The organism is Acinetobacter kookii (assembly GCF_900096895.1).
GTDB classification, from domain to species: domain Bacteria; phylum Pseudomonadota; class Gammaproteobacteria; order Pseudomonadales; family Moraxellaceae; genus Acinetobacter; species Acinetobacter kookii.
Map to the genome: position 1 here is coordinate 933405 of NZ_FMYO01000001.1, position 25708 is coordinate 959112.

The window sequence follows — 25708 nt, forward strand, 5'->3', positions numbered from 1 at the left end:
AACACGATATCCGCGATACAAGTTATACACAATTTTTAAATTTACGCTAAACAGTGTCAAGTCCGGTTAAATAATGCCAACTTAAACAATAAAGTTATTTTTTAAACAGTTCTATTTTTAAGCATAGATGAATAAAGCATCATATTTTTTAATAGCTTAACAAGCTAAAAAAGGACTCAATTGAGTCCTTTTTATACATTTAATGTCTAATTATTAAACTATTGATCTACAATTGTTTATAAACTAATCAAGTTATCCATACAGTTATCTACACAGATATCCATATGGTTATCCATAAAGTTATCCACAACTTAGCAATAATTAATTGTAGATTATTAGAGATTAACTGAGCCTACTTTTGCCAGTTCCGAACGCATTTCATCAATGACAGCTTTATAATCCGGCTTGCCAAAAATGGCAGAACCGGCAACAAACATATCTGCCCCAGCTTCAGCAATTTCGCGAATATTGGCCGGTGTTACCCCACCATCCACTTCCAAACGAATGTCACGGCCAGAGGCATCAATGATCTTGCGTGCCTGACGAAGCTTCTCCAAAGTCATGGGAATAAATTTTTGACCGCCAAAGCCCGGGTTGACACTCATCAACAAAACCTGATCGACTTTGTCCAGCACATAGTCCAGGTAATGCAATGGCGTGGCCGGATTAAACACCAGGCCTGCTTTGGCACCACCAGATTTGATTAACTGTAAAGAACGGTCAATATGATCCGTTGCTTCCGGGTGGAAAGTAATAATATCAGCACCCGCTTCCAGGAAATCACCAATCATGCGATCTACCGGCGATACCATCAGATGCACATCAATGGGTGCCTGAATCCCGTATTTTTTTAATGCCTTGCACACGCCTGCACCAAAAGTCAGGTTAGGAACATAGTGGTTATCCATGACATCAAAATGTACGACATCTGCACCTGCAGCAAGCACGTTTTCAACCTCTTCCCCCAAACGGGCAAAGTCGGCAGATAAAATGGAAGGTGCAATTAAATATGGCTTGGACATGGAGAGAACCTGGCTATGCATTTGAATTGATTTTTCACATTATAACAAATTGCATCTTAGTACTGTGATTCAATCCTGTTTATTCAGGCCTGGATAACATTAAAAAAATAAGGAGCTGTTATAGCACTGCTGTCCCATAGTTGAATTGCAGGTGTTTGATTTGTGAGTGTGGCAGGGATGCCACACATTTCCCATCCTTGCGCTGCATTTTAAAGCAGTGCTTAAAACTAGCTCAGGACGTCGTGTATGGGGAATAAAGACTTTTGCCTACTTTTGGTCTTTCAAAAGTAGGGTTCAGCCTACACAAAGAGACTTAAACTTTTGAAGAAAGGATAAGGCTGTGAAAAAATTAAATATCATGCGCTTAAACATAAAATTTCATCACACTGATTCGATGCTCAAATAAACTTCAAATTATGGGACAGTAGTGGTTGTTACAACTTCCTGTTTTTCGAATAAATCTGCTGCTCAATCAGAGATTATGCATCCAGTTGTACTGAATGGAATTGCAGATGATCATCCATAAAGGTCTGAATAAAGTAATAACCGTGGTCATAGCCAGCATGTTCACGCAAGGTCAGTGACTGACCTGCTGCGGCACAGGCCTGTTTGAATAATGCCGGATTCAGCTGGCTATAGAACTGGTCCTTAGCTCCCTGATCAATCAGAATTTCCTGAAACAAGGCACCTTTAGACTGAACCAGAGCCGTTGCATCATGCTTTTTCCATTCGGCCTGATCCACACCTAAATAATTGGAAAAGGCTTTCTCGCCCCAAGGACATTGGCTCGGCGCGCAAATCGGAGCAAAAGCGGATACCGATTTAAATTTTTCCGGGTATTTAAATGCCAGTGTCAGTGCACCATGTCCGCCCATGGAATGCCCGAAGATGCCTATCGCATCTGCTTGCAGTGGAAAGCTTTGCGTCACGACAGCATAAAGTTCATCAGCAATAAAGCTTTCCATTTGATAATGCTCAGCCCACGGTGCCTGAGTGGCATTGATATAAAATCCGGCACCCTGACCGATGTCCCAGGAATCTCCTGCCGCCACTTGCTCGCCTCGGGGTGAAGTATCCGGACTAATCAGGATCAAACCCAGCTGGGCTGCTAAACGTTGCGCATGGGCTTTAATTGCAAAAGTTTCTTCAGTACAGGTCAGACCCGCCAGATAAAACAGGGCTGGACAGGGTTGGCCCATTAAAGCCTGATGAGGCAAGAAAATTCCAAATTTTGCCTGTCCTTTTAAGCTCTTGGAATTAAAGGTATAAATTCGCTGTTCCCCATCAAAGCATCGATTCGCTTGGATTAATTCCATCATTCTTTTCCTTATTGTGCTGCCACACTTAATGGTGGGGTTTCTATTTTCATATCTGTCTGGGTTGTAGCTGGAAATAAGCGTTGCTCGAGTTGCGGCAACATAAATTCCATATTCTTGCCAATCGACCATTGCGGTTCAGAGGCTTCAAATCCTTGTGCGGTTTCCCATTGTGCCACCGTTTTTTGGGTCTGCTCAAAAGCATCTTTGATAGACATCTGCTCGCGCATGGCCTGATCAAAAAAAGCCCGCCCAAAATAAGTATAATCCGCTTCATTCGAACAGCCAAAAGATGCCCGGTCAGCCGCAGATGCGGTAATGATTAAAGTATTATCATCCTGTAAAGCGGGAACAAAACTCCCTGAATAACAGGCAGAAATGACAATGACCCGCCAACGAATACCGGATTTGTCCAGAGTTTCCTTAAGCCATTTAGGATCGACATCATTTAAATCGATCGGATCATTTTCCATTTCAAACTGATTCGGCAAACCATGTGAAGTCATGTATAAAAATAACACATCACTTTCTTTATTCATTTGCTGCCCGATACGGCGCAAGGCTATTTCCATACTGGTGCGCGAAGCAATCGGGATTTGAGTTCGGGTTTCAGGATTATTAATCAGCACCATGGAACGGCCAAAAGTCCCAAAACGGGTATCAAACTGTTCTTTAATCCGTTCAACTTCCGACTTAAAGACATCTTGATAACCTGCACCGGCAACGCCCAAAAAGTACCAGTGCGACTGGGCGAATTCACCATACTGGATCGATTCAATCGACTTGTTCAAGATACGGCTTTGGGCATAAAAAGCATCTTCAGCAAAAGTGGGTGGTGTCTCTTCAACCTTCCATATTGGTTGACTTTTCACCGACATTTGCCAGACCACAAGGGTGAAAAGTGTCGCAGCGACAATCAGCGCCCGCTCCCACCACGGCCATTTCAGTTCACGTGAAAACACCCATACTACCGCCAGACTCTGCCAGACGAACAGCACCATGAAGATGGTCGGCAAATAGTCATAGAACAGGTAGGGCAAGACATCGATATAACCCAGATACTGGATCAGGCTTTGTAATAAGGCGATATGGGTATCCAGTACCAGCCACAACAAGGCAGGCACCAGCATGAGACGAGGATTATTGATCCGCTGGGAAAGAAAAATACCGACGATGAGTGCAATAAAAGGCCACAACGCATAACTGATCAGGCCTTGCGGGTTAAATTCCCCCACCTCCCCGGAACTTAACCAACTGAATAAACTGTTGGCACAGCCGCCTAAAATTCCCCAGAAAATCAGTTGCAGAATCGATGGCCGAACAATTTGCAAAGATCGGCGCGAACCCAGAAAAAGCCACATCCCAGCAGTTTGGTTGCTTTTAAAATCATGCCAAAAATTGATGGAGGGTTTAAAGTCGATCATAATATTTCAGGGTGGCTGTCGCTCGCGGATTTACAATCCAAGTTTATGCTTGATGGAATTTTTATCAATGCTGCTTTGGGACTATATAACAAATTAATGCACATTATTGAAGCAATTACCAAACTACTCTAGAAGATCATGCTGAAAGTAGGCATCAAAACGGCAGGCATCTCCCTGCCATTGATGATCCGGTTCCAGGTTGGCCAAATAGACAGCCAGACGTGGCCGCTTCACCACCACTCGCTTTGCAACTTGTTGTGCCAGAGTTAACAGATGGTCGCCCAGATCCATTTCCCCATCTTCAGGCAAGAGCATATGGAGTAGCTGCATCTGCTTTTTCACTTGTGCCTGTTTCTTAATGGCTTGCTGGTTCTGGTCGCGCTGTGGAAACATCGGATCAAGATAAACCACATCCACCACATGCTGCTGTTCCGCCTGCTGGGTTAGGTAATCGGCAGAATCAGAAAAAACCAGATCAATTCGTGCTACAACTGAACTGAGAAAAGCATCATTTTGCGCATGGTTCTTGCTGTCTTCCAGCAAGGTAAACAAGATTGGATGGCGTTCAACCAAGGTGACATTTGCACCCAAATGTGCCATGAGCAAACTGTCATGACCTAAACCGGCAGTCGCATCGATTAAGGTTGGCTTTTCACCCAGGTTACAGGCTCGCGCAATCATTTCAGATTTTAGAGATGAGCGTTTTAAGCGTGGCACTTCGGCTTGCCAGTCGGGCTGCATTTTCATGCCATTGGCACACAACCACAGACCCGACGCATCTGCACATAAGGCCAGTTCAGGATTTAAACGCAAAAATCGGGCATTCAGCTTTTCAATAATTTCAAGCTTGACCTTTACTCCACGAGAAGAAAGCACAGCAGAATACTGCTGTGCTTTCTGTTGAAATTCCTGTTCTACAAATAAGCGGAGTTCGCTTACCATAATTTCCAGCCTGTAAATGCAAAAAGTAAGATTAAAAGACCGGAAGCAATGCGATACCAGGCAAAAACCATAAAATCACGTTTTGCCACATACGCCACTAAAACACGAATTAAAATCAAGGCCGAAACAAAGGAAACGATTAGACCGACAGCTAAAACGGTCCAGTCTTCAGTGGTCTGCATGACATCATAACTTTGATAAAGATCGAGCAGACCTGCACCGACAATCACCGGAATACCAAGAAAAAATGAAAATTCTGTGGCAGCCTTACGTGAAATACCTAGGAACATGGCACCAATAATGGTTGCCCCTGAACGTGATGTCCCCGGAATGAGAGACAGCACCTGAATTAAACCGATCCAGATCGCTTCTTTATAGCTGATGTTCTCGACTTCTTCGGCATTCACTTTAGGCGGATGCTTTTCAATCCACATAATAATGAAACCACCGACAATCAGGCCAATCGCCACGGCAATGTCATTAAACAGCAGATCTTTTACTGCCTGTCCGAAGGTCAGGCCAACCAGCACAATTGGAATAGAAGCCATGATCAGGCTAAAACCAAGATGACGACCTTTGGTCTCACCAGTAAACATGCCTGTCGCTGCGCCCCAGAGACGCGACCAGTATTCATAAATCACCGCTGCAATTGCACCCATTTGAATGGCTATCACAAATACATCGCTCTTTTCTTTGGTCCAGAAATTCATGAGTTCTGAAGCGAGAATTAAATGTCCGGTACTTGAAATTGGTAAAAATTCGGTAATACCTTCAACGATACCCATAATTGCCGCTTTCAGCAGCAGTAAAAGATCCATAGAAAACCCTGATTATGATTTGCCTTGTTCTGGAATTTTTTTCCAGGCATTGTCACGTAAATACACCGGTAATGCCTGTTCAGCACTCACCCAATGCTTTTGCTCCGCATGCGCGCGTGCAATGGTCGCAATATCTTGCGCCGTTGCACTTAAGTCTTTGTATTGTATTTGTTCAGGCTTAATTAAAGCTGAACCCGAACCGACCAGTTCAAATTTGACGGCCTGACCGGCAGCGCTATAATTTAACAGTTGCTCTGTATCCACAGCCTGCATAATGCCCTGCTGATCCAGCTGAAAACTCGCAATATAGACTTCATTCATACGCGCATCCAGCACTGCGGTCACTGCGGTTAAACCCGCCAGACGATATGCTGCCTGTGCCAGCGCTTGTAAGGTTGAAACAGGAACAACTGGCAGATCATTGGCCCATGCCAGGGCCTGAGTCACGGCCGCATTAATACGTACCCCGCTAAATGAACCGGGACCACGGCTAAATGCAATTGCAGTTAAATCAGCAGCAGACAATCCAAGCTGGGTAAAAGCCTGTTCGATCATTGGGAGAATCGTTTGCGTTTGTGCTTTTGCTCGCGCATCTAATTGAAAAAATAATTCTTGAGTGTCATCTACAATAGAAACGGAACACTGCTCATTGGCAGTTTCCAATGCCAGCAACTTCATGCACAACCTTAATTCATTTAAATATCAAAAACGTCGGATATCATACTCCACTCATGCGTGCGAGGCGAGATTTTCCATCTGCAGGATACAAAAAAGCCAAGCTCTGGCCTGGCTGAATATTTCGTCTCAAATCACAGTTCAATTGACTCTAACTGCTGAAAATTCTTGAAATGTTCCGCGTAGTGCAAGGCACTCTTTTTGAGTTTGACTTCAGTCGCCTCATCCAGCGTTTTGACGATTTTCCCCGGCGAACCCATCACCACAGAATTGTCCGGAATGACTTTACCTTCAGGAATTAAGGCATTGGCGCCAATGATGCAGTTTTTACCGATGACCGCATGATTTAAAATCACGCTATTAATGCCAATCAGCGTGTTATCGCCAACGGTACAACCATGCAGCATCGCTTGATGCCCAATCGTCACATAACTGCCAATATGCATTTCAATTCCTGCATCGGTATGTAAAACAGCATTTTCCTGCACATTGGTAAAATCCCCCAGTTTGATCTTGCTGTTATCGCCCCGGATGACCGCACCAAACCAGACACTGACCTGCTTGCCCATTTCTACCTGGCCAATGACGGTCGCATTTTCCGCAATCCAGCCATCCCAAGGTTGATGCGTTGCTTGAGGTGTATATCCCTTAAATTTATAAATCATGGGGTGAAGTTCCTTATTTACCGTATTTAATCTTATTGCCATGAAAAGCGGGCGAATTTAATAAAAATGGCCATTCCTTTTGATAATCCAAACCATACTGAAACAGGGATACCAGCATCCGTGCAGTCAAGCCCCAAACAATTTCATTTTCCACGCGCATGCTGGGAAAATACAAAGACTGATGTGCATAACGTACTTCGTAGGGAATTGGCGGTGCATTCATTAAACGATGGAGTGATGCAAAAAATATTCGATCAATTTCAGCAGGTTGAGGAGTCAGCTGCACTTCAGGCGGAATCAGTCCAACCACAGGTTTGACCAGCATGCCATTGCGGGCTTTTTGCATGGGCAAATCGCCAATCAGTTGCACATCAAAGGGATTCAGCGCGGTTTCTTCATAGGCTTCGCGCAAAGCCACCACAATATTACTGGTATCTTGCGGATCTCTTTTGCCGCCCGGAAAAGAAACCTCCCCGGCATGATTGGACAAATATAAAGAACGGCGCGTAAGCAAAACCTTGGGATCGGACTCATCGGTAATGGCAATTAGTACAGCAGCCTGAGCAGGCTTTACACGTGTAGAAAAGCGTAACCTGTGCTGTAATAATTGTATTAATGAGTAGTCATCCATGGGCTACTGCTCCTGCCTGTTGCTTTATTTCATCATAGCTGAATTTTTATTCCAAAGGATAGAAATGATGCCAAAGTTGGATTTTTCAGTTATGCTGATCAACACCTTGATCATTGACGATGAATATGAATTTCTGTGTAATTTGCGGACATAAAACAACGGAAAAAATTCCACTCGGCGACCATCAATTACGCCGTGTTTGTACAGATTGCGGCAATATTCATTACGTCAATCCCAAAGTCATTTGCGGTGCACTCGTACTATGGGAAAATAAGGTTTTGCTGTGCCGCCGTGCCATTGAGCCCCGTTATGGCTTATGGACCCTGCCTGCAGGTTATATGGAACTGTTTGAAACCATGGAACAAGGCGCAGCCAGAGAAACCCGGGAAGAAGCTGAAGCTGAAGTTGAAATCGAACAGCTCTACTGTATGTATAACATTCCCCGAATTGGACAGATTTATGTTCTGTTCAAGGCCAATCTCATCAATGGCGTATTCGGTGCCGGTGAGGAAACCATTGAATCCCGTCTATTTGAAGAACACGAAATTCCCTGGTCTGAACTGGCTTTTCCCAGTGTAGAACGAACCTTAAGACACTATTTTGAAGACCGTAAATCTGCTTCCTTCACTATGCATTTAGAAACATTAGGTACCCGTTTGGATCATACCGGTTAAAGATACGATAAATTTGCAACTCAATAAAAAGCCCATCATGTGATGGGCTTTTTGTATTGTTCAGTTTATTTAATTTTAACCGTATAACATGGAGCTAAAGCAAAAGTTAATGTACCTCCGATTAATTTTGCTATTTCCTTATCTTGTGAAGTATGTGTGGAATTATTCGCATTATAAACTTTTTGGAAACTTGATAATGTACTTGCCCATTTTACTTCCTCTACTTCAGAATCTTTAAATGTGACATCTGCTTTACCCGAGGTAAGATTTAAAAGATTAGTTACATTCAGTAATGCTCCACCCACCACAATACTTTCTCCAGTGCTGGAAGTCTTGATGTTAGTATTCATTCCGACTAAAGCACCATCTACTTTTTTCAAGTTTGCGTTTGCCAATACCATACGCAAAGAAATATTTTTATCATTGGTAAAAGCACGAGAAACTGTACCAATACGGTATTGTTGAACTCCGTTCTGGTCTATATAGGTGGATGAATTAAAGCCGGTGGCCTCACAAGCAGTTTTTCCTGATGGCAATTCCACATCCAAAGCAGTACTCATATCATCTTCAGTAGATCCAGGTTTCATATTGGTTCGAATGTTACCCTTTTCATCAATGACTATTCCCAGTACAACGTCGTTCACACTGGTATCGGTAAATTTAAAGGTCAGATTTGCATACATCGGGAAAATATAAGCTTCGCCAGATTTCGCATTATTAACGGATTTAAAGACCCTTTTATCTAGATAAGTAATAGGAAAGGTTTTATATAAATCGAGTGTACCCTTAAAATTTTCGCTGCCAATGGTCTGCGTCCATAGACCGAAATCCAGCTTATCCGCTGCAGTGACTTCTGTTTTGCCGGTAAGCAACTTATAGAATTGTTCTTTGCCGGCAATCATATAATCATTATATAAAGTGCCCTGATAAATACTTAAAGGTGTAACGACTTGATCGACCTGAAAATCAAAATTTCGATCGATTTTCTTCGTCACCGGGTTAATCCAATGATCTTGTGCATTCGCCGTCATCCGAATAGGTCGGGTGGTGGTCAGCAATTTGGTATTTAATCCACCTACCGTCGAAGTATCACTGACTCCTGGACCACGCCATTGCATACCACTGCCAAAGGTATAACCGTCACGGTCTGTAATCAACATGAAATGTCCAAAGAGATGCTGCGTTGAACTATCCTGCGTATTACACGTCTCTTTATTACAACCGACCAAACCATCTGAACCGCTTAAACTGCTAACTACTCCAAAGGTTGAGAATAGTGAAAATTCAGGTTGATATACTCCCGCATTCGAAATATTCATCAACATGCTGACAGTCGAAAATGCCTGCTCATTGGTTATATTTGAAATATTGAGCCAAGGTTTGATCAGTAATTCAAAGTCTGCATCTGCGGTATTTACAAAAGCATCTTGAGAAATTGACTGGCTAATTCTCTCCAGATCTACGCGCTGTTGATCAGTAATATATAAAGCTTGAATATCGGTCGGATCAGCAATTCCACCGTTTTGCAGCGCAAGTGCCTGTAATATTTTTGCCAAACGCATAGCTACTTTCACAGTGCTATCATTGGCATCCAGAGACCTAGCCGGTGTATTGGTCATACCCGAGGCAATGTCTAAAATAGTCAAGCGAGGTAATTGCGAGGTACTGACCTTGGCAATTTTATTGAGGTCTAGCGTTCCCAAATTAATTTGCTTATCTTTTTCCCCCTTAATGAAGAAGGTAATTTTATCACCGACCTTACATGCCCCTGTTGCTGCCCCATCTTTTGCATCAAAAGTGGTCACGAAGCTATTTTTGGTATCGCTACTACAGGTAAAATTTAATCCACTTAATGGATAATCCAGTGCAAATCCAAGACATCCCGTAGAACCAATCGTACACGTTCCATTCGTTGTACTACCTTCATAAACTTCAGGAATAACATTGGCACTTTCGCCACCACAACCACTTAAAGCCGCCATCAAGGTGGTGAGGGTAAACGGGAGTAAATATTTATTTTTCATCCTAATTCTCTTCTTATATCCTTAGCGAATTGCTATCAATTTTAATTGACCCTTATTGGTGAGTGCTTTGTTATCAACATCTATCGCACTGGCTAAAGGGGTTAATAATATATATTGGGTTGTGGAAGGAATATGTACGATTCCTTCAATTTTTTCATGCGAGGTAAAAGAAGCTGTAGCCTCATGATTTTTAAAGCCTCCAGCACCTTCCAGCACACACCCATGGGTATCCAGAAAAACCACAAATGGCCAATAAAAGGTCGGATTTTGTTGTCGTGAGGCATAAGAACTAATTTGAACATTCTGAATGGCATTGGAAACTTTCACAATTTCAAAATCAAATTGTTCTTTTAAGGGTGCCCGTGGCCAAACATTGACTTCTTTATCCAAACTGACAGTTTTGGCATTTTTAATTTTTTTATCCTGAATACATTGTTGACCTAAACTTGCAACAACATCCGCCTGGGAAACCCGATAATAGCTGGATGACAATGTAATGGGACCACTATCCTGTTTTTGATTCTTTTTGAAAAAGGATTGCAGCAGGGATTTGCTTACCCCTTTTTCACGTTCAACCATTTGTAAACGTGTCGCTCCATGCTTGGCATCAATGATGCCTTCGGGCATAGCATAAAAACGCTTCTTTCCTTCCAGATTAAATTCTTTGTCTTCCAGGTATTCATTTTTTATATATTGCGTACCATCAATCGTTACATAATTTTCCGTATTTTTAATTTCTTTTGGTTCTTGAGTAGGAGGCATGCTCACCAGAGGTGTAACTTCTTCCATTTTTTTAGACTGAGAGGAAGGCTGGGATACTACTTTTTCCTTTTTCTCGGCTTTAGGTGCTACATAAGTGCTTTGCGGTATTTTAGCTGCATCGGCATGGGTAGAAACTTTTGTTGGGGCCTTTTGAACTACTGTTTTATCTTCCTCTTTTACTTGCGATGATGTTGAAATTTGAGTTGCAGCGGCCTTAACTTCAGGCTGACTATTCTGGGAATGGGATTGAGTTTCTTGAACTCTCATCTCTATTGAGGAAGATTTACTCACTTCTGCTGATTGATTCTTGGGCGGAGATTTTTGCTGCACGATCATCGGCCGGCCATCTGGTCCAATGATCGTGTAAAACTCGCCCGCATATGAAAAGGACACTTGCACCATACAAAGTGCAAGTACCGATTTCACCAATGAATTCCCTTTCATTCTTTTCAATTCGCTTACCATCTTGTTCTATAGTTCAATCCTAAAATCGTAATCTTGGTATCTGTTTTTACGTTTAAACCTGCATATGGATTTAATAAAAGATTATTTACCCCTGTCTGGTTTGCCAAACTACTTGTATTTGCAGGAATATTGTCTTTACTACGCAGAAAGCCAATCGATAAATCTAAATCAGTATCTGCATCAAAACGATAACCTACCCCAAGACCAAACAATTGTGCATTGTTAATCGGCACCATGGTATTTCGCTTATTATCAGGAATTGCACTGGTACGTGGTTCATAGCCAGCACGTAATTTCAAACGATCCGTTGCGGAATATTCCAGACCAATACCAAAATTCCAAGGTGAAGTAAATTCCAGCGGTAATGCGAGAGAACTATCACTCACGTTTTCAGAAAGCAACTTAGCAATTTTTAGCGCTGAAATTTGTCGGTCAAATTCAAATCTAAACTTGTCCCAGGCCTTATAGTCCGTCCAGCCTACATCAAAGTTGACTTGTAAATCGGGTAAAAGCTTATATTTTATCCCTGCTTGGAAATGGGCTGGGTATTCAAAATCCATTGAAACCAGACCTGACTCGCTTGCAGGAATATTATTTGGAAAGCCTAAAATTGCAGCAAGAATTTGACCTGTAGGAGATGACATTAAACCATTGATCAGCTCACGTGGCGCGTTTGCGTTATCAATATGGTATTTACCTTTCAAACGCATTTTTGCAGCACTTTGATATACCATACCAAAGCTAAAATCGTCAGTCGGCTCCCACAGCACGCCAAGGTTATAACTTGGGCTAAGTGATTGTTCCAAAGCAAGTTGCATTTGCCCAAACCGGCCAAATGGATTCATGCCTTCTTGGGCATTACATATGCCTAACAACAGAATGTCGGTAATAATGTCCGAGTTTTCTTTAAAAGGTGTACAAACGACTTCATCAATCATTCGCAACATACCAATTAATTCGTTAGGAAAACGCAAATCCGTTTTTAAACCAATGGCCTGGTATGACATACCCACAGAAGCACCGACGGATAGTTCATCATTCACTTCATAGGCTATAGAAGGTGATAAATAGGTAATCCTTTCCAGAGCAACCTGTTGCCCCATATAATTCGCAGGATTACCATTTTCTGCACCAAAACCGGCAACCAAAGGTGCATACATTGCCGTTGCAAAAGTCGTTTTTGAACCCGGTGGATTGTAAGCAATCCCCGCTGTAGGTGCAGCCATGGGCAAACCTTCACCCAGATCCACCATTTTTTTTAGTACCGGGACGTATAAACTGACGTATTCGACATCCCCATTTATGGTGCTTTTAAAGTCTGTACATAAATCGGAAGAAACCTCTGGTCCGTCATTACACACCATCGGGTCATCTGAATAGCCAAATACGTTATATCCTGCTGGAACTTCAAACTCTCTTTTGATATCAAAGTTAGCCAGAATACCCTGAACATCGGTTTGCAGACCTTCAATTTTTGTCAAGGCTGCCGGGTTAAAATGAATAGCACTAATGCCAGGAGGGTCTGCAGTAACTGCATTCCCCATACTCAATGATCTGACATCAACCGATAAGTTGGTACCTAATTGAGCAAAAGTTGCACTTGAACAGCCCGAGACGATAATTGCTGCGGCTAACGGGCGAAGTCGAATCTTGTACATACGACTGCCCTCTTAGCGAAGTTTCTTACCGAAACCTAAAATATCAAGTGGGAATGACAAACCTAACGATACATCTGGCGCATCTTCTGTTAAGCCTATGCCCACAGTTCCGTTAACAATGGTCTCTGGTGAAACACGCACACCGAGTGAAATTGCTAAAGTAGAACTGGTCTGATCAGCCGGAGAATAGTTTTCACCCGAACTATAGGTAAATTCTGAACCGGTATTAAAGCTTTGCTGGTATGACATGGTCATAGACACATCATAGTTAAATGAATAAGCAAAACCTAAGGCAAAACCGCCACTAATCCCAGGTTCAAACTCCTCCAGTACCCGTATACCACGGCGCTGATTTAAACCAGTTTCTTTAAAGCCATAGTTTGCAGATACAGAAGCAAACAAAACTACTGGATCGATATATTTACGTGTACTCGCACCAATCCCTGCAGAGTAATAACCTTTACCCGTTGCTAAATCATCTGTGGCATTCACTTCATAAGGGCTATCGCCCGTTTTAGTAGAAATATTACCGAATAAGATCAGTGGTAACCTGCCAGCTTTTAGTGGGAAAGGTTCCCAACGTGCACCAAAGGAAATATCGCCTAGACCTGCTGCAGAGGTATCTTTTAATAAATCTGTTTTAGCGACTAAAGGTAGTGAAGCAGTGAAAGTCAAATTATCTAAAATGCCATACTGCGCTGTAAACGTATTGGTAACAGAGTGAGTTGCATTTTCTTGAACACGAAGTTGATACAGTTGACCGCTCGCCATTTCAGCATCAATCTGTGTATCACGATAATAGGTATAATCGATATCATAATAAGATGAAATTTCACCTTTTTTAATTAATGAATATTGTCTTTCATTTGAAGTGAAAACTTCTTGCAGGTTTGCTTCTTTACTTGCATCCCCTTCTTGCTGCTGCAAGGCAGAAGAAGCTTGTTCATTTGCATTAACAGGTTGTGGCTGCGCTACTGTACTACTATCGGCAGATGGGGTTGCTGTCGACTCATCCACTTGTTCATCAACTGCCTCATACTCACCGAGTGCTGACTGTTCTCCTGCATCTACCGCTGCTACTGCTTGCACATCTGTAGACTGTAACGCTGTAGATTCAACTGCAGTTTCCTGTTGATCTACAACCTCATATTCTCCAAGTGCAGGTTCCTCTGCGGCATATGCCACCCCTATTGCCATTTGAACACTCAAAGCCAATAAAGTTTTGTTCATCCATTTACGATTCATATTCCATCCCACCATTTTTATTTTTTTAATCTGCTACTTTTATACTTTATTTACTTTTGTAATAAAGACGTAAAAAATTATATGTCGATTCCCCGAATTTTTCTGAGTCTTCATTTAAATTCTTGTCTAAACGAATTGTTGAGGCTTTATCTGCAATTTTATCCATATAGAACTGCGGATATTGAATGTCAACGAATGCATAGCGATTCACCGTTGCATCTTCGACATGTCGTAAGTCTGTATCCTGAAGTGCCAATAAATTTTTTCTTTTTTCAGGGGCAACATTAATTAAAAACAGGGTGTTGTTTTCCCAGATATCTTTAAAACGTGTTTCATCAAAACTGATATTACCCAGTGCAGGGTCAGCCACATACACACGCCCATTCTTATATGCTTTAAACACTACAAAATGCTTAAAACCTGCATAGGAAATCGGAACAATTGCTGGTTGACCTTGCTGAACCAAATCGGAAAATTCGCCTTTGTATCCCCCGCTTTCAAAACCGATTGCCCCAACAAAGCGCTTCATATCTAAAAGAGAAAAACTGCGGCGTTCAACAATTTTCTCGGTTTCACCAAATTTAAGTAAACCATTCATGACTTGTTGTTCTGTCATGTTTACACCAACATCAACATAACCATTCAACAAGGTCGTTAATGCAGCTGATCCACAACTATAGTCATAGGCTTGACGGACAATACCCCTAAATTGATCTTCTACAGCAGGTTTAATGAGCACGGGTTCTCTATGCATTCGAGTGAATGAATCGTGGCGAGAATCTAAGGTTTCAGTGTAATACACAGCTTCCGCTGGCTTTTTCTTAATTTCAAAGGCTTCTTTGGCAGCGTAATACATCAATGCCGAGCCTAACGCGATCTCTAACATATCTTTTAACTTTTCTAGTTATCGGCATGACGTGCCTTTGTTCATTATTTTTTTAGAGCTTATACTCTACATCCATGTAAAAGGAAGATAACCTTTTTTATAAAAAAAAACAGCTTTTTTTTAGTCTTTTTGAAGAATTTCACATTATTTTTGTAAAAAAAAGCGCGTGTAAACACGCGCTTTTTGACACGGAAACTTAGTGACCGCGGATTGTAATAATCGAACCTGGCACATAAGTACCTTGAGCTGGGCTAAAGTAAGTTTGCATGCCTTGAACTTCTACATCACCAATAGATGCTGCATCACGGCTACCTAAATGGATAGCTTTCACATAAGTATCATGTGCACCACTTGTGCTGACAATACGAACAAAACCTTTGTTTGCAGCTGATTCACCAAATACACTAATATTTTGGTTAATTGTTAGATCACTAGAATTTGCATCTGTTAACTTAATGCTTTCAATGAAGATTTCACCTGCCTTAGTTGTATTTATATTAGCGTTTGTTGGTGAAAGGGCTGCTGGAACAACTGTTTTACCAGTCGTTGAGTTATCTAGAATACCCAAATCTTTAATCTCTAAACCACCGACCATTGTTGTATTCAACTTAATCATTGCGCCTTGCGGTGCAGCACCTAATTGAATGTTTGCAGTCATTTTACCAGTTTTAACAGAAAGACCTGATAAAATCGCGTTTTCAGTACCTGTGCCACCACGGCGAATATTCGCTGCTCCAGCTGCTGGTGCAGCAGCCGATCCAACTACACCAATCTCGCCGATGTTAATATCTAGACCAGATACCTGTGCGGCAATATTAATAAATGGATTGCCACCACCTGCATCTGAGTCAATTGTTAAGTCTGCTAAGTTACGGCTAGCAAGTAAATAAGCTCCGGCATTGTCATAGTTTGCGCCAATTACGATACCTTTGTTTTTTACAACGTTAGTTTCAGTAACACCATCAGCAGCCAGCTTAGTAATGCCATTTCCTTTAATATAAATAGCACCAGCACCAGATGTTTTATCTACAAGTGTTACGCCATCAGCTTGAAGCTCTTTATAACCAGCTGCTCCCATACCATCATTATCGTGAATGAATAATTTTTCGATTTCGATTTTTGAAATACCGATCCCAATGTTTAAACCATCTTGACCAGTAGTAGCACCCAATGAAGCATCATCCATTGCTTGCATTGCCATCGCATTTGCGCTGATTGCTAATGAAGAAACTAAAGCAAGTTTAGTAAATTTTTTCATTTCGTACTCTCCCAAGAGTATTATTTTTTTTGATTGTTAACTACTCGATTTCACTGATTGTTTTTTATTTTTTGACAATAGTGAGGCTTTCCTTGAGCAGCTGGTTTGCCCTAGTTAAATTATATGGCTGTCATTTTTTGTTCAACTGCTGTTGGTCGCAATCTGCATGTTACCGATAAACGGTATTTACAGTTTTTATGCACCAACAATGTTATAGAATAGCTTATCTATGTATCGAATTTTTAAAGTCACATCGTATGAATAAGCCTGTTTTTTTTCAAAAATTGCTGACCAAACAACAGCTTAATCCTACTGAAATTCTTTTATGCCTATCACATCTTAACCATGTGGTTTACTTAAAAAATGTAAAGCAACCTGTCATTGCTTTTTTAGCCTCTGAATATATGCTGGTGCACAATAAAAAAATTCAGAAATTTACCAGAATATCGTTAAATCAATATCAGCAAAAAAATGAACCGATTGATTTCAATCATTTTTTTAAACAGGGTTTGCAAAACCATTCTTCTGACTTCAATGGCGGTTTAATCGGCTTTATCAGTTATGATGAAGCTGCCCAGCAACAGGTTAACATTCAATCCAAAAATCAGCCTTCTTTATTTTTAGGCATTTATTGCAGCTATATTAAACTGACCGATCAAGGCTGGACTTTTTTTAGCCATGAGCATGATGCTGAAGCGATATTTCAGATGCTTCAAGATGCCTTACAAAACAAAAATAGCTTCATTAAAGAAAATCAATCATTTACGCTTACACAACCTTGTACTGCACGCTGGAATAAAAAACAGTATGTGAATGCCTTTAAACAGGTTCAAGATTACATTCGGGCAGGTGACTGTTATCAGATTAATTTGACTCAAGAATTTACCGCCAAAGCACAAGGGTTATTACTCGATACAGCAGACGCATTTTGGCAACTGACGGATGCACCTTATTCGGGTTATGTCAAAATTGATGATTTTGAATTACTCAGCTGTTCTCCCGAACTGTTTATCGAATTTGAAGCAAATCGGAAAATCACCACAAAACCAATTAAAGGCACCATGCCGCGATATCAAGATGCTGCACTTGATGAACAATCCAAGCAAAGCCTAATTCACTCTAAAAAAGACCAAGCCGAAAATGTAATGATTGTAGATTTACTGCGTAATGATTTGAGTGTATACGCTGAAACAGGATCGGTGAAAACACCAAAACTTTTTGAAATTGAGTCATTTAATCAAGTTCACCATATGGTCAGTGAAGTCACTGCCACTTTAAGGGAAGATATCAATCCTTTTCATGTGCTCATGTCTGCTCTGCCGGGTGGTTCGATCACTGGTGCACCCAAAATTCGTGCCATGCAAATTATAGAGGAGCTTGAAGGTGCTCCACGTGGAGCCTACTGCGGTTCGATGGGTTATTTTAATTTTGATGGCACAGGTTCATGGAATATTCTGATTCGCTCGATTCAAAAATATCAGGATGATGTTTCTGTCTGGGCGGGTGGCGGTATCACCATTGCATCAGATTGCGATGCTGAGTATCAGGAATGTTTTGATAAAGTCGAAGCCATGCTGAATTTACTCAACACTTGGTACACACCTGCATAATTAAAAAAAGCGATTCTATTGAATCGCTTTTTTAAAATCCCTCTAACCTCCCTTTAGTAAAGGAAGGAAATCCCCTCTTTTGTGAAGAGAGGTTTGGGGAGATTAAGCCAGAATATCGTTTTTCAATGTATCGACCAAACGCTGGTTTTGCTCGTCCGTACCGATAGTAATACGCAGGAACTGGTTAATACGCGGCTTATTGAAATAACGTACGATGATGCCACGTTCACGTAATTCAGCAGCCAATTCAGCTGCATCTTTTGATGACAGTGAGGCAAAAATAAAGTTTGCACTCGATGGCAAGACTTTAAAGCCAAGTTCAGTCAGTTGAGCAACCAACTTTTCACGACTCGCAATCACCTTCTCATTTTGCGCTTCAAAGTATTCCTGATCTTCAAAAGAAGCCACAGCCGCCGCAATCGCAAAACGATCGATCGGATAGGAGTTAAAACTATTCTTCACCGCTTCAAGGGCAGCGATGAGATGTGGCTGCGCAATGGCAAAACCGACACGTAAGCCTGCTAAGGAGCGTGATTTAGAAGTCGTTTGGCAAACCACCAAGTTATCGTATTTCTCAACCAATGCAACCGCAGATTCAGCGCCAAAATCGACATAAGCTTCATCAATGACAACCACTGAATCGGGATTGGCCTGAAGAACCTCTTCAATGGCAGACAAACCAAGTGCGATACTGGTCGGCGCATTCGGATTGGTAATGATAATCCCGCCATTAGGCTGTTTATAATCATCCACCACAATTTCAAAATCATCATTCAATGGCAAAACTTTGGTTTTTACCCCAAAGAACTGACTATAAACCGGATAAAAACTGTAAGTAATGTCCGGATACAGGATTGGCAATTCCTGGACAAAAAAAGCCTTGAAGATGTGCGCCAACACTTCATCAGAACCATTACCAACAAATACATGACTCACGTCAACATGTTGCTGCTTGGCAATAGCCTGTTTTAAAGCGGATGCATCCGGGTCTGGATATAAACGCAACACATCTGCCGAATTTGCCAATACCGCCTGAACCGCTTCTACCACTTTTGGTGATGGCGGATAGGGATTTTCATTGGTATTTAATTTTAGAAGATTTTGGATTTTGGGTTGTTCACCTGGCACGTAAGGTTCGAGTTCACGTACTTCAGGACTCCAAAAACGCATTTGTTCTGTGGTGATGGTCGACATTTTATTTTCTCTTATTTCCCTCTCCTAACCTCTCTTGCGCTTTGCTTTAAAGCAATCCTTAAAGCTCGCTCAGGGAGAGGAATCTTCATCTCATAAATGATGGAATCAAACATCAAAGTTATTCTCATCATATGAGTTTCCCTCTCCTTTCAGGAGAGGGTTAGGGAGAGGTTTATAATTTTAGAAAACCAGATTTTTTTCTATCTAGCCTATGATTTATTACTGATAACGATAACGCGCTGAACGTGCATGGGCATCCAAGTTTTCCTGTTGCGCCAAGATATCGGCCGTTTTCGCTAAAGTTTTTACGCCTTCTTCCGAGCACATAATCAGGCTGGAACGCTTCTGAAAATCATACACACCGAGTGGTGATGAGAAACGCGCTGTGCCCGATGTCGGCAACACATGGTTGGGACCCGCGCAATAATCACCAATCGCTTCAGGCGTGTAGCGTCCCATGAAGATGGCACCAGCATGGCGAATATTTTCCGACATTTCCTCGGCTTCATCCAGGCAAAGCTCTAAATGTTCTGGCGCGACCTGGTTGATGAGATCAATCGCTTCCTGACGATCTTTCACCAAAACCAATGCCCCACGGTTGGCAATTGAAGTACGGGCAATTTCAGCTTTTGGCAAAGCAGCTAAATGTTCTTCAATCGCCTGTTCAACTTCATTTAAAAGCTGTTCATCTGGGGTAATAAAAATCGCTTGTGCAACCGTATCATGCTCAGCTTGTGACAATAAATCCATTGCCAGCCATTTCGGATTATTCTGACCTTCTGCATATACCAAAATTTCAGACGGCCCTGCAATCATGTCGATACCGACCTGACCAAATACGGCACGTTTAGCTGCTGCCACAAAACGGTTACCTGGACCGGTAATTTTATCGACAGGGGGAATCGTCTCCGTTCCATAAGCCAATGCGGCAACCGCTTGTGCCCCACCAATGGTAAATACACGATGCACCCCAGCCAGATATGCAGCTGCCAATACCAATGGATTGAGTTCACCATTCGGCGCCGGAACCACCATGATAATTTCTGGCACACCCGCCACATGTGCAGGAACGGCATTCATCAATACAGAAGATGGATATGATGCCAAACCGCCCGGCACATAAATACCGACTCGATCCAGCGGGGTAATTTTTTGCCCTAAGGTATTTCCCAAAGCATCAACATAGGTCCAGCCATCCTGCTTTTGCGCCTGGTGGAATTCACGAATACGGTTTGCAGCCAACTCCAAAGCTTGACGAACTTCTGTCGTTAAACCTTCAAAAGCCGCTTTGAGTTGTTCTTGAGTAAGTTCTAGATCAGAAAATTGATGCGCTGGATGTCGATCGAACTGTTGAGTGAGTTTAAGAACATGAGCATCACCATGCTGACGTACATCAGCAATGATTTGGTCTACGGTTTTTAAAAGTTCAGGATCACTAACTGTCTCAAAAGCCAACAAGTCTGCAAAGGCCTGTTTAAAGCTTTGATCTTGAGTCGATAAACGTCGCATCAATTTACCCACAAGGTTTGAATTGGAAAAGTTTAGTTTACCTTGTTTCCCAAACTTTGTGGGTATCAATCACACATCTATTCACACAGTTTCATAGGAAATTACTTTGTGAATTATCGAATAAATCTGGGTTTAGCTAGGGATAGTAAAAACAGGCATAAAAAAACCGCCACAAAATGACGGTTTTTCATATTGAGATGCAAAAACTTATTTTTTGCTTTCGCGTTCTTCCACTGCTTTTTCAAGCTGTGCCAGAATCGGGTTCAATAAAGTTTGCTTACGCTTGAAACTTGCTTTATTTACAATCAAGCGAGAAGAGACTTTGCAGATTTCTTCCAAAGGCTCTAAACCATTGGCACGCAGGGTATTACCCGTATCGACCACATCAACAATGTAATCACCTAAACCCACCAGTGGCGCAAGTTCCATCGAACCGTAAAGCTTGATGACATCGACTTGCTCGCCCAGGCTGGCATAGTATTGACGTGTAAGATTCACATATTTGGTAGCGATTTTTAAACGACCTTTCGGACGTTCCATACCGACTTTGCCTGCTGTCATGAGTTTACAGTTGGCAATTTTCAAGTCGAGTGGTTCATAGACGTTTTGCGCACCATGCTCCATCAGCACGTCTTTACCCGCAACACCCAAATCCGCTGCACCATTTTCCACATAGGTCGGTACATCAGAAGCGCGTAAAATTAAAATACGCACCTGTTTATGGGTAGTTGGGAAAATCAATTTACGGGATTTATCCGGATCTTCCAGTAAATTAATTCCTGCTGTTTCTAGCAGAGGTAAAGTTTCTTTTAAAATACGTCCCTTACTTAATGCTAAAGTTAAACCATGATCAAAATTGCCCATAACGTCAAAGTTTGGATCATCGTTTCTCATATCACTCATTAACTTACTCGCTTAATTTGGGCACCTAAACCTTGTAACTTCGCTTCAACATCTTCATAACCGCGGTCAATATGATAAATACGGTCAATCAGGGTTTCACCTTCAGCAGCCAACGCAGCCAGAACCAAAGAGAAAGAAGCACGTAAATCTGTCGCCATTACAGGAGCGGCTGAAAGTTTTTCCACACCTGTAACCACTGCATCATTACCTTCAACCTGAATATTTGCGCCCATACGTGCCAATTCAGGTACATGCATAAAACGGTTTTCAAAAATCGTTTCAGAAATTGTCGCAAAGCCACGACCAATCGCGTTGACCGCCATAATCTGGGCTTGCATATCGGTTGGGAATTCTGGATGCGGCAACGTCTGGAAGCTTACGGCTTTCGGACGTTTCCCCATCATATCCAGTTCAATCCAGTCATCGCCACGGGTCACTTCTGCGCCCATTTCTTCAAATTTGTCTAAAACTGCTTCAAGTAGTGCTGGATCGGTATGCGTGGTTTTGACTTTACCACCGGTAATTGCCGCAGCAGCCAGATACGAACCAGTTTCAATACGGTCCGCAACCACTGCATATTCACAGCCATGTAAATGCTCAACACCTGTAACGACTAAAGTGTCGGTATCCAAACCTTCGATTTTTGCACCCATTTTAATCAGCATTTGTGCAAGATCGGTAATTTCAGGTTCACGTGCGGCATTACGGATTGTAGTGATACCATCGGCCAATACCGCTGCCATCAAAATATTTTCCGTACCACCCACAGTCACCATATCAAAGACAACTTCGCCACCTTTAAGACGACCATCAACTTTGGCATGGACATAACCAGCTTCAACTTCAATTTCAGCACCCAAAGCTTCTAATGCTTTTAAATGTTGATCGACTGGGCGTGAACCAATGGCACATCCACCAGGAAGAGATACTTTTGCACTGCCATAGCGCGCCAATAATGGACCAAGCACCAAAATGGATGCACGCATGGTTTTGACCAGTTCATATGGAGCAAACTGATTATCTAATGTAGACGTATCTGCTTTAACAGTATCGCCTTCATAAGAAATTTGAACACCCAAACCAGCAATCAGTTTTACCAACGTGTTCACATCCTTAAGATTTGGAACATTGGTTAATGTGGTGGGAGTTTCAGGGAGAATCATTGCAGCAAGCAATGGAAGTGCTGCATTTTTTGCACCAGAAATACGCACTTCACCTTCGAGCTTAACACCGCCCTGAATTAAAAATTTATCCATCTAGTTCTAAGCTCCGAATAAGCTTGCTTTACGCCATTCTTCTTTGGTCATTGCGCGAATAGTTACCGCATGTACTTCACCGCTGGCAATATATGAATTTAACGGAGCATAAACTGTCTGTTGGCGTGCCACCGGACGTTTGCCTTCAAATTGTTCATCTACGATGCGAAGATCAAATTTCCCGCCTTGCCCACTAACTGCAACTTCAGCCTCTGGAAAAGCAGCTTTTAAAATTTCAGTGAGCTGTTCACTATTCATCACAAAGACCTCTTATAGGACCAACGGTGTAAAAACCTGCCATTTTACTATAAATATGAAAAATAAATCATTAAGCTATAACATTTAATATATAAAAAAAGAGGTCATAAAAAACCTCTTTTTGTTCAAAAACCGAACTATGCCATTAAAGATGGGGCTGCAACCTGCATTTTTCTATGCTTATGCAACTGTCTTTTCAGTTTTTCTGTTAATTTTTTTATTGATGTATACATATCATCAGCTGTTGCCTGTGCAAACAATTCTGCCCCCGGTACACGAATAATCGCTTCAGCTATATGATTTAAACTTCCTTTTCTTGAACGTTTGTCCACTTGATGATCTTTGGTCAATTTTACCTGCATACTATTGACCTGGTCCAAATGTTTGGTCATTTCAGCAAATTTTAATCGGATATTATCTTCAATTGCAGGGGTGATAGTTAAGTGATGACCACGAATTGTTATTTGCATAATTCTATCCCTCACCTTCTTTAGGATTAGTTAAAGTCATAGCCGAAACGATCTACTGAAAGAACTCAGAATTCTGCAATTCACACTTTAAATCATTTCAACCACACCTTTAAAAGAAAAAAAGATTCATTATGTTGTCATAATGAATCCCTAGAATAATCAGATTTTTAAAATTAGATCAAGACTTTTCGTTCAGAAGATGAAGGAATATGTAACGACTCTCGATATTTAGCAACTGTCCGGCGTGCTACATCAATGCCATCTTGTTTTAACAAATTGGCAATAATATTGTCAGATAAAGGCTTGCGTGGATTCTCTTCGGAAATTAACTTTTTAATTTTTGCGCGAATTGCAATGGAAGATGCTTCTCCGCCAGAAGTCGTGGCTACATGACTGGAGAAGAAATATTTCAGCTCAAACAACCCCCGCGGTGTCAGCATAAATTTGTTGGTCGTTACACGTGAGACAGTAGACTCATGCAATTCCACCTCTTCTGCAATATCGCGCAGCACTAAAGGTTTCATCCCCTCCGCACCAATTTCCAAAAACATTTTTTGATGTTCTACAATACAGGTGGCCACTTTTAATAGGGTTTTATGACGCTCGTCGACACTTTTAATAAAATTTTTGGCATCGAGCATTTGATTGCGTAAATATTGATTGTCGTTACTTTGATCTGCACGTTTAATCATACTGGCATAAAAAGAATTAATCCTTAATTTGGGCATAACATCCGGATTTAACTGCACCTGCCAATGATCATTCTTTTTCATAACCACCACATCGGGAATCTGATAATCAGAGTCTTTTTCTTCAAACTCCAGTCCCGGATAGGCTTTTAAGGTCTTTAACAGATCAACTGCACATTTTAATTGCTCAGGATTCAAACCGGTTTGTTTAACCAATTTCGGCAATTCATTCGAAATGAGTAACTCATAATGATTTAACAATTTTATCGCTTCACAACGATAGGCTTGATGTACAGGTAAACTTTCGAGTTGCACCAATAAACATTCTGCCAGATTACGCGATGCCACACCTGGAGGATCCAGATGTTGAATATGTTTTAAAACAACAAGAACTTCATCATTTTCCACCTCATCCTCATAATCCATCGTTTCCAATAAATGTTGCACAGATGCCGTGATTTCGGCAATTTCAGCATCTAAAAAACCCTTTTCATCTAAAGAATCCACAATACAGTGCGCGATGAGGCGATCCACAGCAGAAAAATGCAATAAATTAATCTGCTCGAGTACATGCTCTTTTAAACCCAAATGTCCTTGGCGATTATCTTCTCGTTCTTCATATTCAGGGGAACCCAAACTGGTCGGCTGATGGGTATAAACATCATCCCAATCAGTATCCACAGGTAGATCATCCGGAAGATGGTTTGCATTTAGCTCATTGGTTAAATCTTTACTGTCACGTTCTTGATCTTGCAAGGCAGATAGACTTTCAATCGAAGATTGCTCTTCTACTTTTTCCAATAAGGGATTACTATCAAGTTGAATTTGGATTTCTTGCTCTAGCTCAAGGCTAGAAAGTTGAAGCAAACGAATGGCTTGTTGTAACTGCGGTGTCAGTGACAAGGAGTTTGCAACTTTTAATCCAACCGATAACTTCATACTATCCTACTCTTTTTAACTGCTATTTATAAAAGCACGCCTTACAAGCAATTTTTGTGCCGTTTTAATTTTTATATCATAGATACACATAAAAAATATACAAATTTACGGATTTTTTAGTCATATTTTCGATAAAATATAAAAAATTAATGCTAAATATTTTTATAAATGAATAATTTATTCTTGATATAACATCAAACTTTCTAAATAACAGCAAATTCAAATCAAGAATCTATTCTCATTCATCAATTCAATAATGATCTTGAGGTTTTAAAAACTCCCGCGCATAAAAAAAGCCCCTACACTTGGCAGGGGCTTTTGAATAATGAGCTGGCGATGACTTACTCTCACATGGGTAATCCCACACTACCATCAGCGCTAAGAGGTTTCACTTCTGAGTTCGGGAAGGGATCAG

General features: G+C 41.4%; 24 protein-coding genes and 1 rRNA gene. 3 read left to right on the forward strand and 22 right to left on the reverse strand.

Going from position 1 to position 25708, the window contains the following annotated elements:
* Positions 1 to 335: 335 nt before the first annotated feature.
* The 3 genes from rpe to BLP85_RS04510 form a co-directional block, all read right to left on the reverse strand.
* Entirely contained in the window at positions 336 to 1022 is a 687-nt protein-coding gene (gene rpe / locus BLP85_RS04500; RefSeq protein WP_092818914.1) for a ribulose-phosphate 3-epimerase, read from the reverse strand.
* Between the two features lie 479 nt (positions 1023 to 1501).
* Positions 1502 to 2338: an S-formylglutathione hydrolase gene (gene fghA / locus BLP85_RS04505; protein ID WP_092818915.1), complete on the reverse strand. Its 837-nt coding sequence runs from the start codon at positions 2336 to 2338 to the stop codon at positions 1502 to 1504.
* A gap of 11 nt (positions 2339 to 2349) precedes the next feature.
* A complete protein-coding gene (locus BLP85_RS04510; RefSeq protein ID WP_092818916.1) occupies positions 2350 to 3762 on the reverse strand; it encodes a C13 family peptidase in 1413 nt (470 codons plus the stop codon).
* Between BLP85_RS04510 and BLP85_RS14930 the strand changes: the two genes are divergently transcribed.
* On the forward strand, positions 3727 to 3894 hold the full coding sequence (locus tag BLP85_RS14930) for a hypothetical protein (protein ID WP_171259610.1): 168 nt from the start codon (positions 3727 to 3729) through the stop codon (positions 3892 to 3894). The two genes, BLP85_RS04510 and BLP85_RS14930, sit on opposite strands and share 36 nt — an antisense overlap.
* Here BLP85_RS14930 and BLP85_RS04515 read toward each other — a convergent pair.
* The 5 genes from BLP85_RS04515 to BLP85_RS04535 form a co-directional block, all read right to left on the reverse strand.
* Positions 3886 to 4704 carry a class I SAM-dependent methyltransferase gene (locus BLP85_RS04515; protein WP_092818917.1) on the reverse strand — a complete coding sequence of 273 codons (819 nt, stop codon included), beginning with the start codon at positions 4702 to 4704 and terminating at the stop codon, positions 3886 to 3888. The genes BLP85_RS14930 and BLP85_RS04515 overlap by 9 nt on opposite strands.
* Complete coding sequence (locus tag BLP85_RS04520; RefSeq protein ID WP_092818918.1) at positions 4698 to 5522, reverse strand: undecaprenyl-diphosphate phosphatase; 825 nt, start codon at positions 5520 to 5522, stop codon at positions 4698 to 4700. The genes BLP85_RS04515 and BLP85_RS04520 overlap by 7 nt, the downstream gene beginning before the upstream one ends.
* 12 nt (positions 5523 to 5534) lie before the next feature.
* Positions 5535 to 6200: a tRNA (adenosine(37)-N6)-threonylcarbamoyltransferase complex dimerization subunit type 1 TsaB gene (gene tsaB, locus BLP85_RS04525; RefSeq protein WP_092818919.1), complete on the reverse strand. Its 666-nt coding sequence runs from the start codon at positions 6198 to 6200 to the stop codon at positions 5535 to 5537.
* A 131-nt stretch (positions 6201 to 6331) separates the two neighbouring features.
* Entirely contained in the window at positions 6332 to 6862 is a 531-nt protein-coding gene (locus BLP85_RS04530; protein ID WP_092818920.1) for a gamma carbonic anhydrase family protein, read from the reverse strand.
* Between the two features lie 13 nt (positions 6863 to 6875).
* The gene (locus tag BLP85_RS04535; protein WP_092818921.1) at positions 6876 to 7493 is read right to left on the reverse strand and encodes an NUDIX hydrolase; all 618 of its coding nucleotides are present in this window, start codon (positions 7491 to 7493) and stop codon (positions 6876 to 6878) included.
* A gap of 125 nt (positions 7494 to 7618) precedes the next feature.
* On the opposite strand from BLP85_RS04535, the gene BLP85_RS04540 reads away from it, so the two are divergent.
* Positions 7619 to 8167, forward strand: a complete 549-nt coding sequence (locus tag BLP85_RS04540; protein ID WP_092818971.1) for an NUDIX hydrolase — start codon at positions 7619 to 7621, stop codon at positions 8165 to 8167.
* 65 nt (positions 8168 to 8232) lie between these two features.
* On the opposite strand, the gene filF is transcribed toward BLP85_RS04540, so the two are convergent.
* From filF to filA, 6 genes are all read right to left on the reverse strand, one after another.
* Positions 8233 to 10191: a putative pilus system protein FilF gene (gene filF, locus BLP85_RS04545; protein WP_092818922.1), complete on the reverse strand. Its 1959-nt coding sequence runs from the start codon at positions 10189 to 10191 to the stop codon at positions 8233 to 8235.
* Positions 10192 to 10212: 21 nt separating this feature from the next.
* Positions 10213 to 11418, reverse strand: coding sequence for a putative pilus assembly protein FilE (gene filE / locus BLP85_RS04550; RefSeq protein ID WP_322853117.1), 1206 nt, complete (start codon positions 11416 to 11418; stop codon positions 10213 to 10215).
* Positions 11412 to 13076, reverse strand: coding sequence for a putative pilus system OmpP1/FadL family transporter FilD (filD, locus tag BLP85_RS04555; RefSeq protein ID WP_092818923.1), 1665 nt, complete (start codon positions 13074 to 13076; stop codon positions 11412 to 11414). Before filD ends, filE begins: the two co-directional genes overlap by 7 nt.
* 12 nt (positions 13077 to 13088) lie before the next feature.
* The gene (gene filC / locus BLP85_RS04560) at positions 13089 to 14321 is read right to left on the reverse strand and encodes a putative pilus system protein FilC (protein WP_171259628.1); all 1233 of its coding nucleotides are present in this window, start codon (positions 14319 to 14321) and stop codon (positions 13089 to 13091) included.
* Positions 14322 to 14367: 46 nt separating this feature from the next.
* On the reverse strand, positions 14368 to 15207 hold the full coding sequence (gene filB / locus BLP85_RS04565; protein ID WP_092818925.1) for a putative pilus system C39 family peptidase FilB: 840 nt from the start codon (positions 15205 to 15207) through the stop codon (positions 14368 to 14370).
* 196 nt (positions 15208 to 15403) lie between these two features.
* Positions 15404 to 16465 carry a putative pilus system protein FilA gene (gene filA, locus BLP85_RS04570; protein ID WP_092818926.1) on the reverse strand — a complete coding sequence of 354 codons (1062 nt, stop codon included), beginning with the start codon at positions 16463 to 16465 and terminating at the stop codon, positions 15404 to 15406.
* A 257-nt stretch (positions 16466 to 16722) separates the two neighbouring features.
* On the opposite strand from filA, the gene BLP85_RS04575 reads away from it, so the two are divergent.
* Entirely contained in the window at positions 16723 to 18075 is a 1353-nt protein-coding gene (locus BLP85_RS04575) for an anthranilate synthase component I family protein (protein WP_092818927.1), read from the forward strand.
* 102 nt (positions 18076 to 18177) lie between these two features.
* On the opposite strand, the gene hisC is transcribed toward BLP85_RS04575, so the two are convergent.
* From hisC to rrf, 8 genes are all read right to left on the reverse strand, one after another.
* On the reverse strand, positions 18178 to 19269 hold the full coding sequence (hisC, locus tag BLP85_RS04580; RefSeq protein WP_092818928.1) for a histidinol-phosphate transaminase: 1092 nt from the start codon (positions 19267 to 19269) through the stop codon (positions 18178 to 18180).
* Positions 19270 to 19488: 219 nt separating this feature from the next.
* On the reverse strand, positions 19489 to 20790 hold the full coding sequence (gene hisD, locus BLP85_RS04585) for a histidinol dehydrogenase (protein ID WP_171259629.1): 1302 nt from the start codon (positions 20788 to 20790) through the stop codon (positions 19489 to 19491).
* A 195-nt stretch (positions 20791 to 20985) separates the two neighbouring features.
* Positions 20986 to 21681: an ATP phosphoribosyltransferase gene (gene hisG, locus BLP85_RS04590; protein WP_086194235.1), complete on the reverse strand. Its 696-nt coding sequence runs from the start codon at positions 21679 to 21681 to the stop codon at positions 20986 to 20988.
* Positions 21681 to 22937 carry a UDP-N-acetylglucosamine 1-carboxyvinyltransferase gene (murA, locus tag BLP85_RS04595; RefSeq protein ID WP_092818930.1) on the reverse strand — a complete coding sequence of 419 codons (1257 nt, stop codon included), beginning with the start codon at positions 22935 to 22937 and terminating at the stop codon, positions 21681 to 21683. Before murA ends, hisG begins: the two co-directional genes overlap by 1 nt.
* A 6-nt stretch (positions 22938 to 22943) precedes the next feature.
* Positions 22944 to 23195 (reverse strand): BolA family iron metabolism protein IbaG, encoded by a 252-nt coding sequence (gene ibaG / locus BLP85_RS04600; protein ID WP_004650949.1) that lies wholly within the window; start codon positions 23193 to 23195, stop codon positions 22944 to 22946.
* Positions 23196 to 23332: 137 nt separating this feature from the next.
* Complete coding sequence (gene hpf / locus BLP85_RS04605) at positions 23333 to 23665, reverse strand: ribosome hibernation-promoting factor, HPF/YfiA family (RefSeq protein ID WP_092818931.1); 333 nt, start codon at positions 23663 to 23665, stop codon at positions 23333 to 23335.
* Positions 23666 to 23838: 173 nt separating this feature from the next.
* Entirely contained in the window at positions 23839 to 25293 is a 1455-nt protein-coding gene (locus tag BLP85_RS04610) for an RNA polymerase factor sigma-54 (RefSeq protein ID WP_092818932.1), read from the reverse strand.
* 328 nt (positions 25294 to 25621) lie between these two features.
* Positions 25622 to 25708 (reverse strand): 5S ribosomal RNA (gene rrf, locus BLP85_RS04615); the annotation flags it as partial.

Coding starts and splice junctions, on each gene's coding strand:
- rpe (WP_092818914.1), bottom strand. CDS start 1,022: ATGTCCAAGCCATATTTAATTGCACCTTCCATTTTATCTGCCGACTTT.
- fghA (WP_092818915.1), bottom strand. CDS start 2,338: ATGGAATTAATCCAAGCGAATCGATGCTTTGATGGGGAACAGCGAATT.
- BLP85_RS14930 (WP_171259610.1), top strand. CDS start 3,727: ATGCCAAAAATTGATGGAGGGTTTAAAGTCGATCATAATATTTCAGGG.
- BLP85_RS04510 (WP_092818916.1), bottom strand. CDS start 3,762: ATGATCGACTTTAAACCCTCCATCAATTTTTGGCATGATTTTAAAAGC.
- BLP85_RS04515 (WP_092818917.1), bottom strand. CDS start 4,704: ATGGTAAGCGAACTCCGCTTATTTGTAGAACAGGAATTTCAACAGAAA.
- BLP85_RS04520 (WP_092818918.1), bottom strand. CDS start 5,522: ATGGATCTTTTACTGCTGCTGAAAGCGGCAATTATGGGTATCGTTGAA.
- tsaB (WP_092818919.1), bottom strand. CDS start 6,200: ATGAAGTTGCTGGCATTGGAAACTGCCAATGAGCAGTGTTCCGTTTCT.
- BLP85_RS04530 (WP_092818920.1), bottom strand. CDS start 6,862: ATGATTTATAAATTTAAGGGATATACACCTCAAGCAACGCATCAACCT.
- BLP85_RS04535 (WP_092818921.1), bottom strand. CDS start 7,493: ATGGATGACTACTCATTAATACAATTATTACAGCACAGGTTACGCTTT.
- BLP85_RS04540 (WP_092818971.1), top strand. CDS start 7,619: ATGAATTTCTGTGTAATTTGCGGACATAAAACAACGGAAAAAATTCCA.
- filF (WP_092818922.1), bottom strand. CDS start 10,191: ATGAAAAATAAATATTTACTCCCGTTTACCCTCACCACCTTGATGGCG.
- filE (WP_322853117.1), bottom strand. CDS start 11,418: ATGGTAAGCGAATTGAAAAGAATGAAAGGGAATTCATTGGTGAAATCG.
- filD (WP_092818923.1), bottom strand. CDS start 13,076: ATGTACAAGATTCGACTTCGCCCGTTAGCCGCAGCAATTATCGTCTCG.
- filC (WP_171259628.1), bottom strand. CDS start 14,321: ATGAATCGTAAATGGATGAACAAAACTTTATTGGCTTTGAGTGTTCAA.
- filB (WP_092818925.1), bottom strand. CDS start 15,207: ATGTTAGAGATCGCGTTAGGCTCGGCATTGATGTATTACGCTGCCAAA.
- filA (WP_092818926.1), bottom strand. CDS start 16,465: ATGAAAAAATTTACTAAACTTGCTTTAGTTTCTTCATTAGCAATCAGC.
- BLP85_RS04575 (WP_092818927.1), top strand. CDS start 16,723: ATGAATAAGCCTGTTTTTTTTCAAAAATTGCTGACCAAACAACAGCTT.
- hisC (WP_092818928.1), bottom strand. CDS start 19,269: ATGTCGACCATCACCACAGAACAAATGCGTTTTTGGAGTCCTGAAGTA.
- hisG (WP_086194235.1), bottom strand. CDS start 21,681: ATGAGTGATATGAGAAACGATGATCCAAACTTTGACGTTATGGGCAAT.
- murA (WP_092818930.1), bottom strand. CDS start 22,937: ATGGATAAATTTTTAATTCAGGGCGGTGTTAAGCTCGAAGGTGAAGTG.
- ibaG (WP_004650949.1), bottom strand. CDS start 23,195: ATGAATAGTGAACAGCTCACTGAAATTTTAAAAGCTGCTTTTCCAGAG.
- hpf (WP_092818931.1), bottom strand. CDS start 23,665: ATGCAAATAACAATTCGTGGTCATCACTTAACTATCACCCCTGCAATT.
- BLP85_RS04610 (WP_092818932.1), bottom strand. CDS start 25,293: ATGAAGTTATCGGTTGGATTAAAAGTTGCAAACTCCTTGTCACTGACA.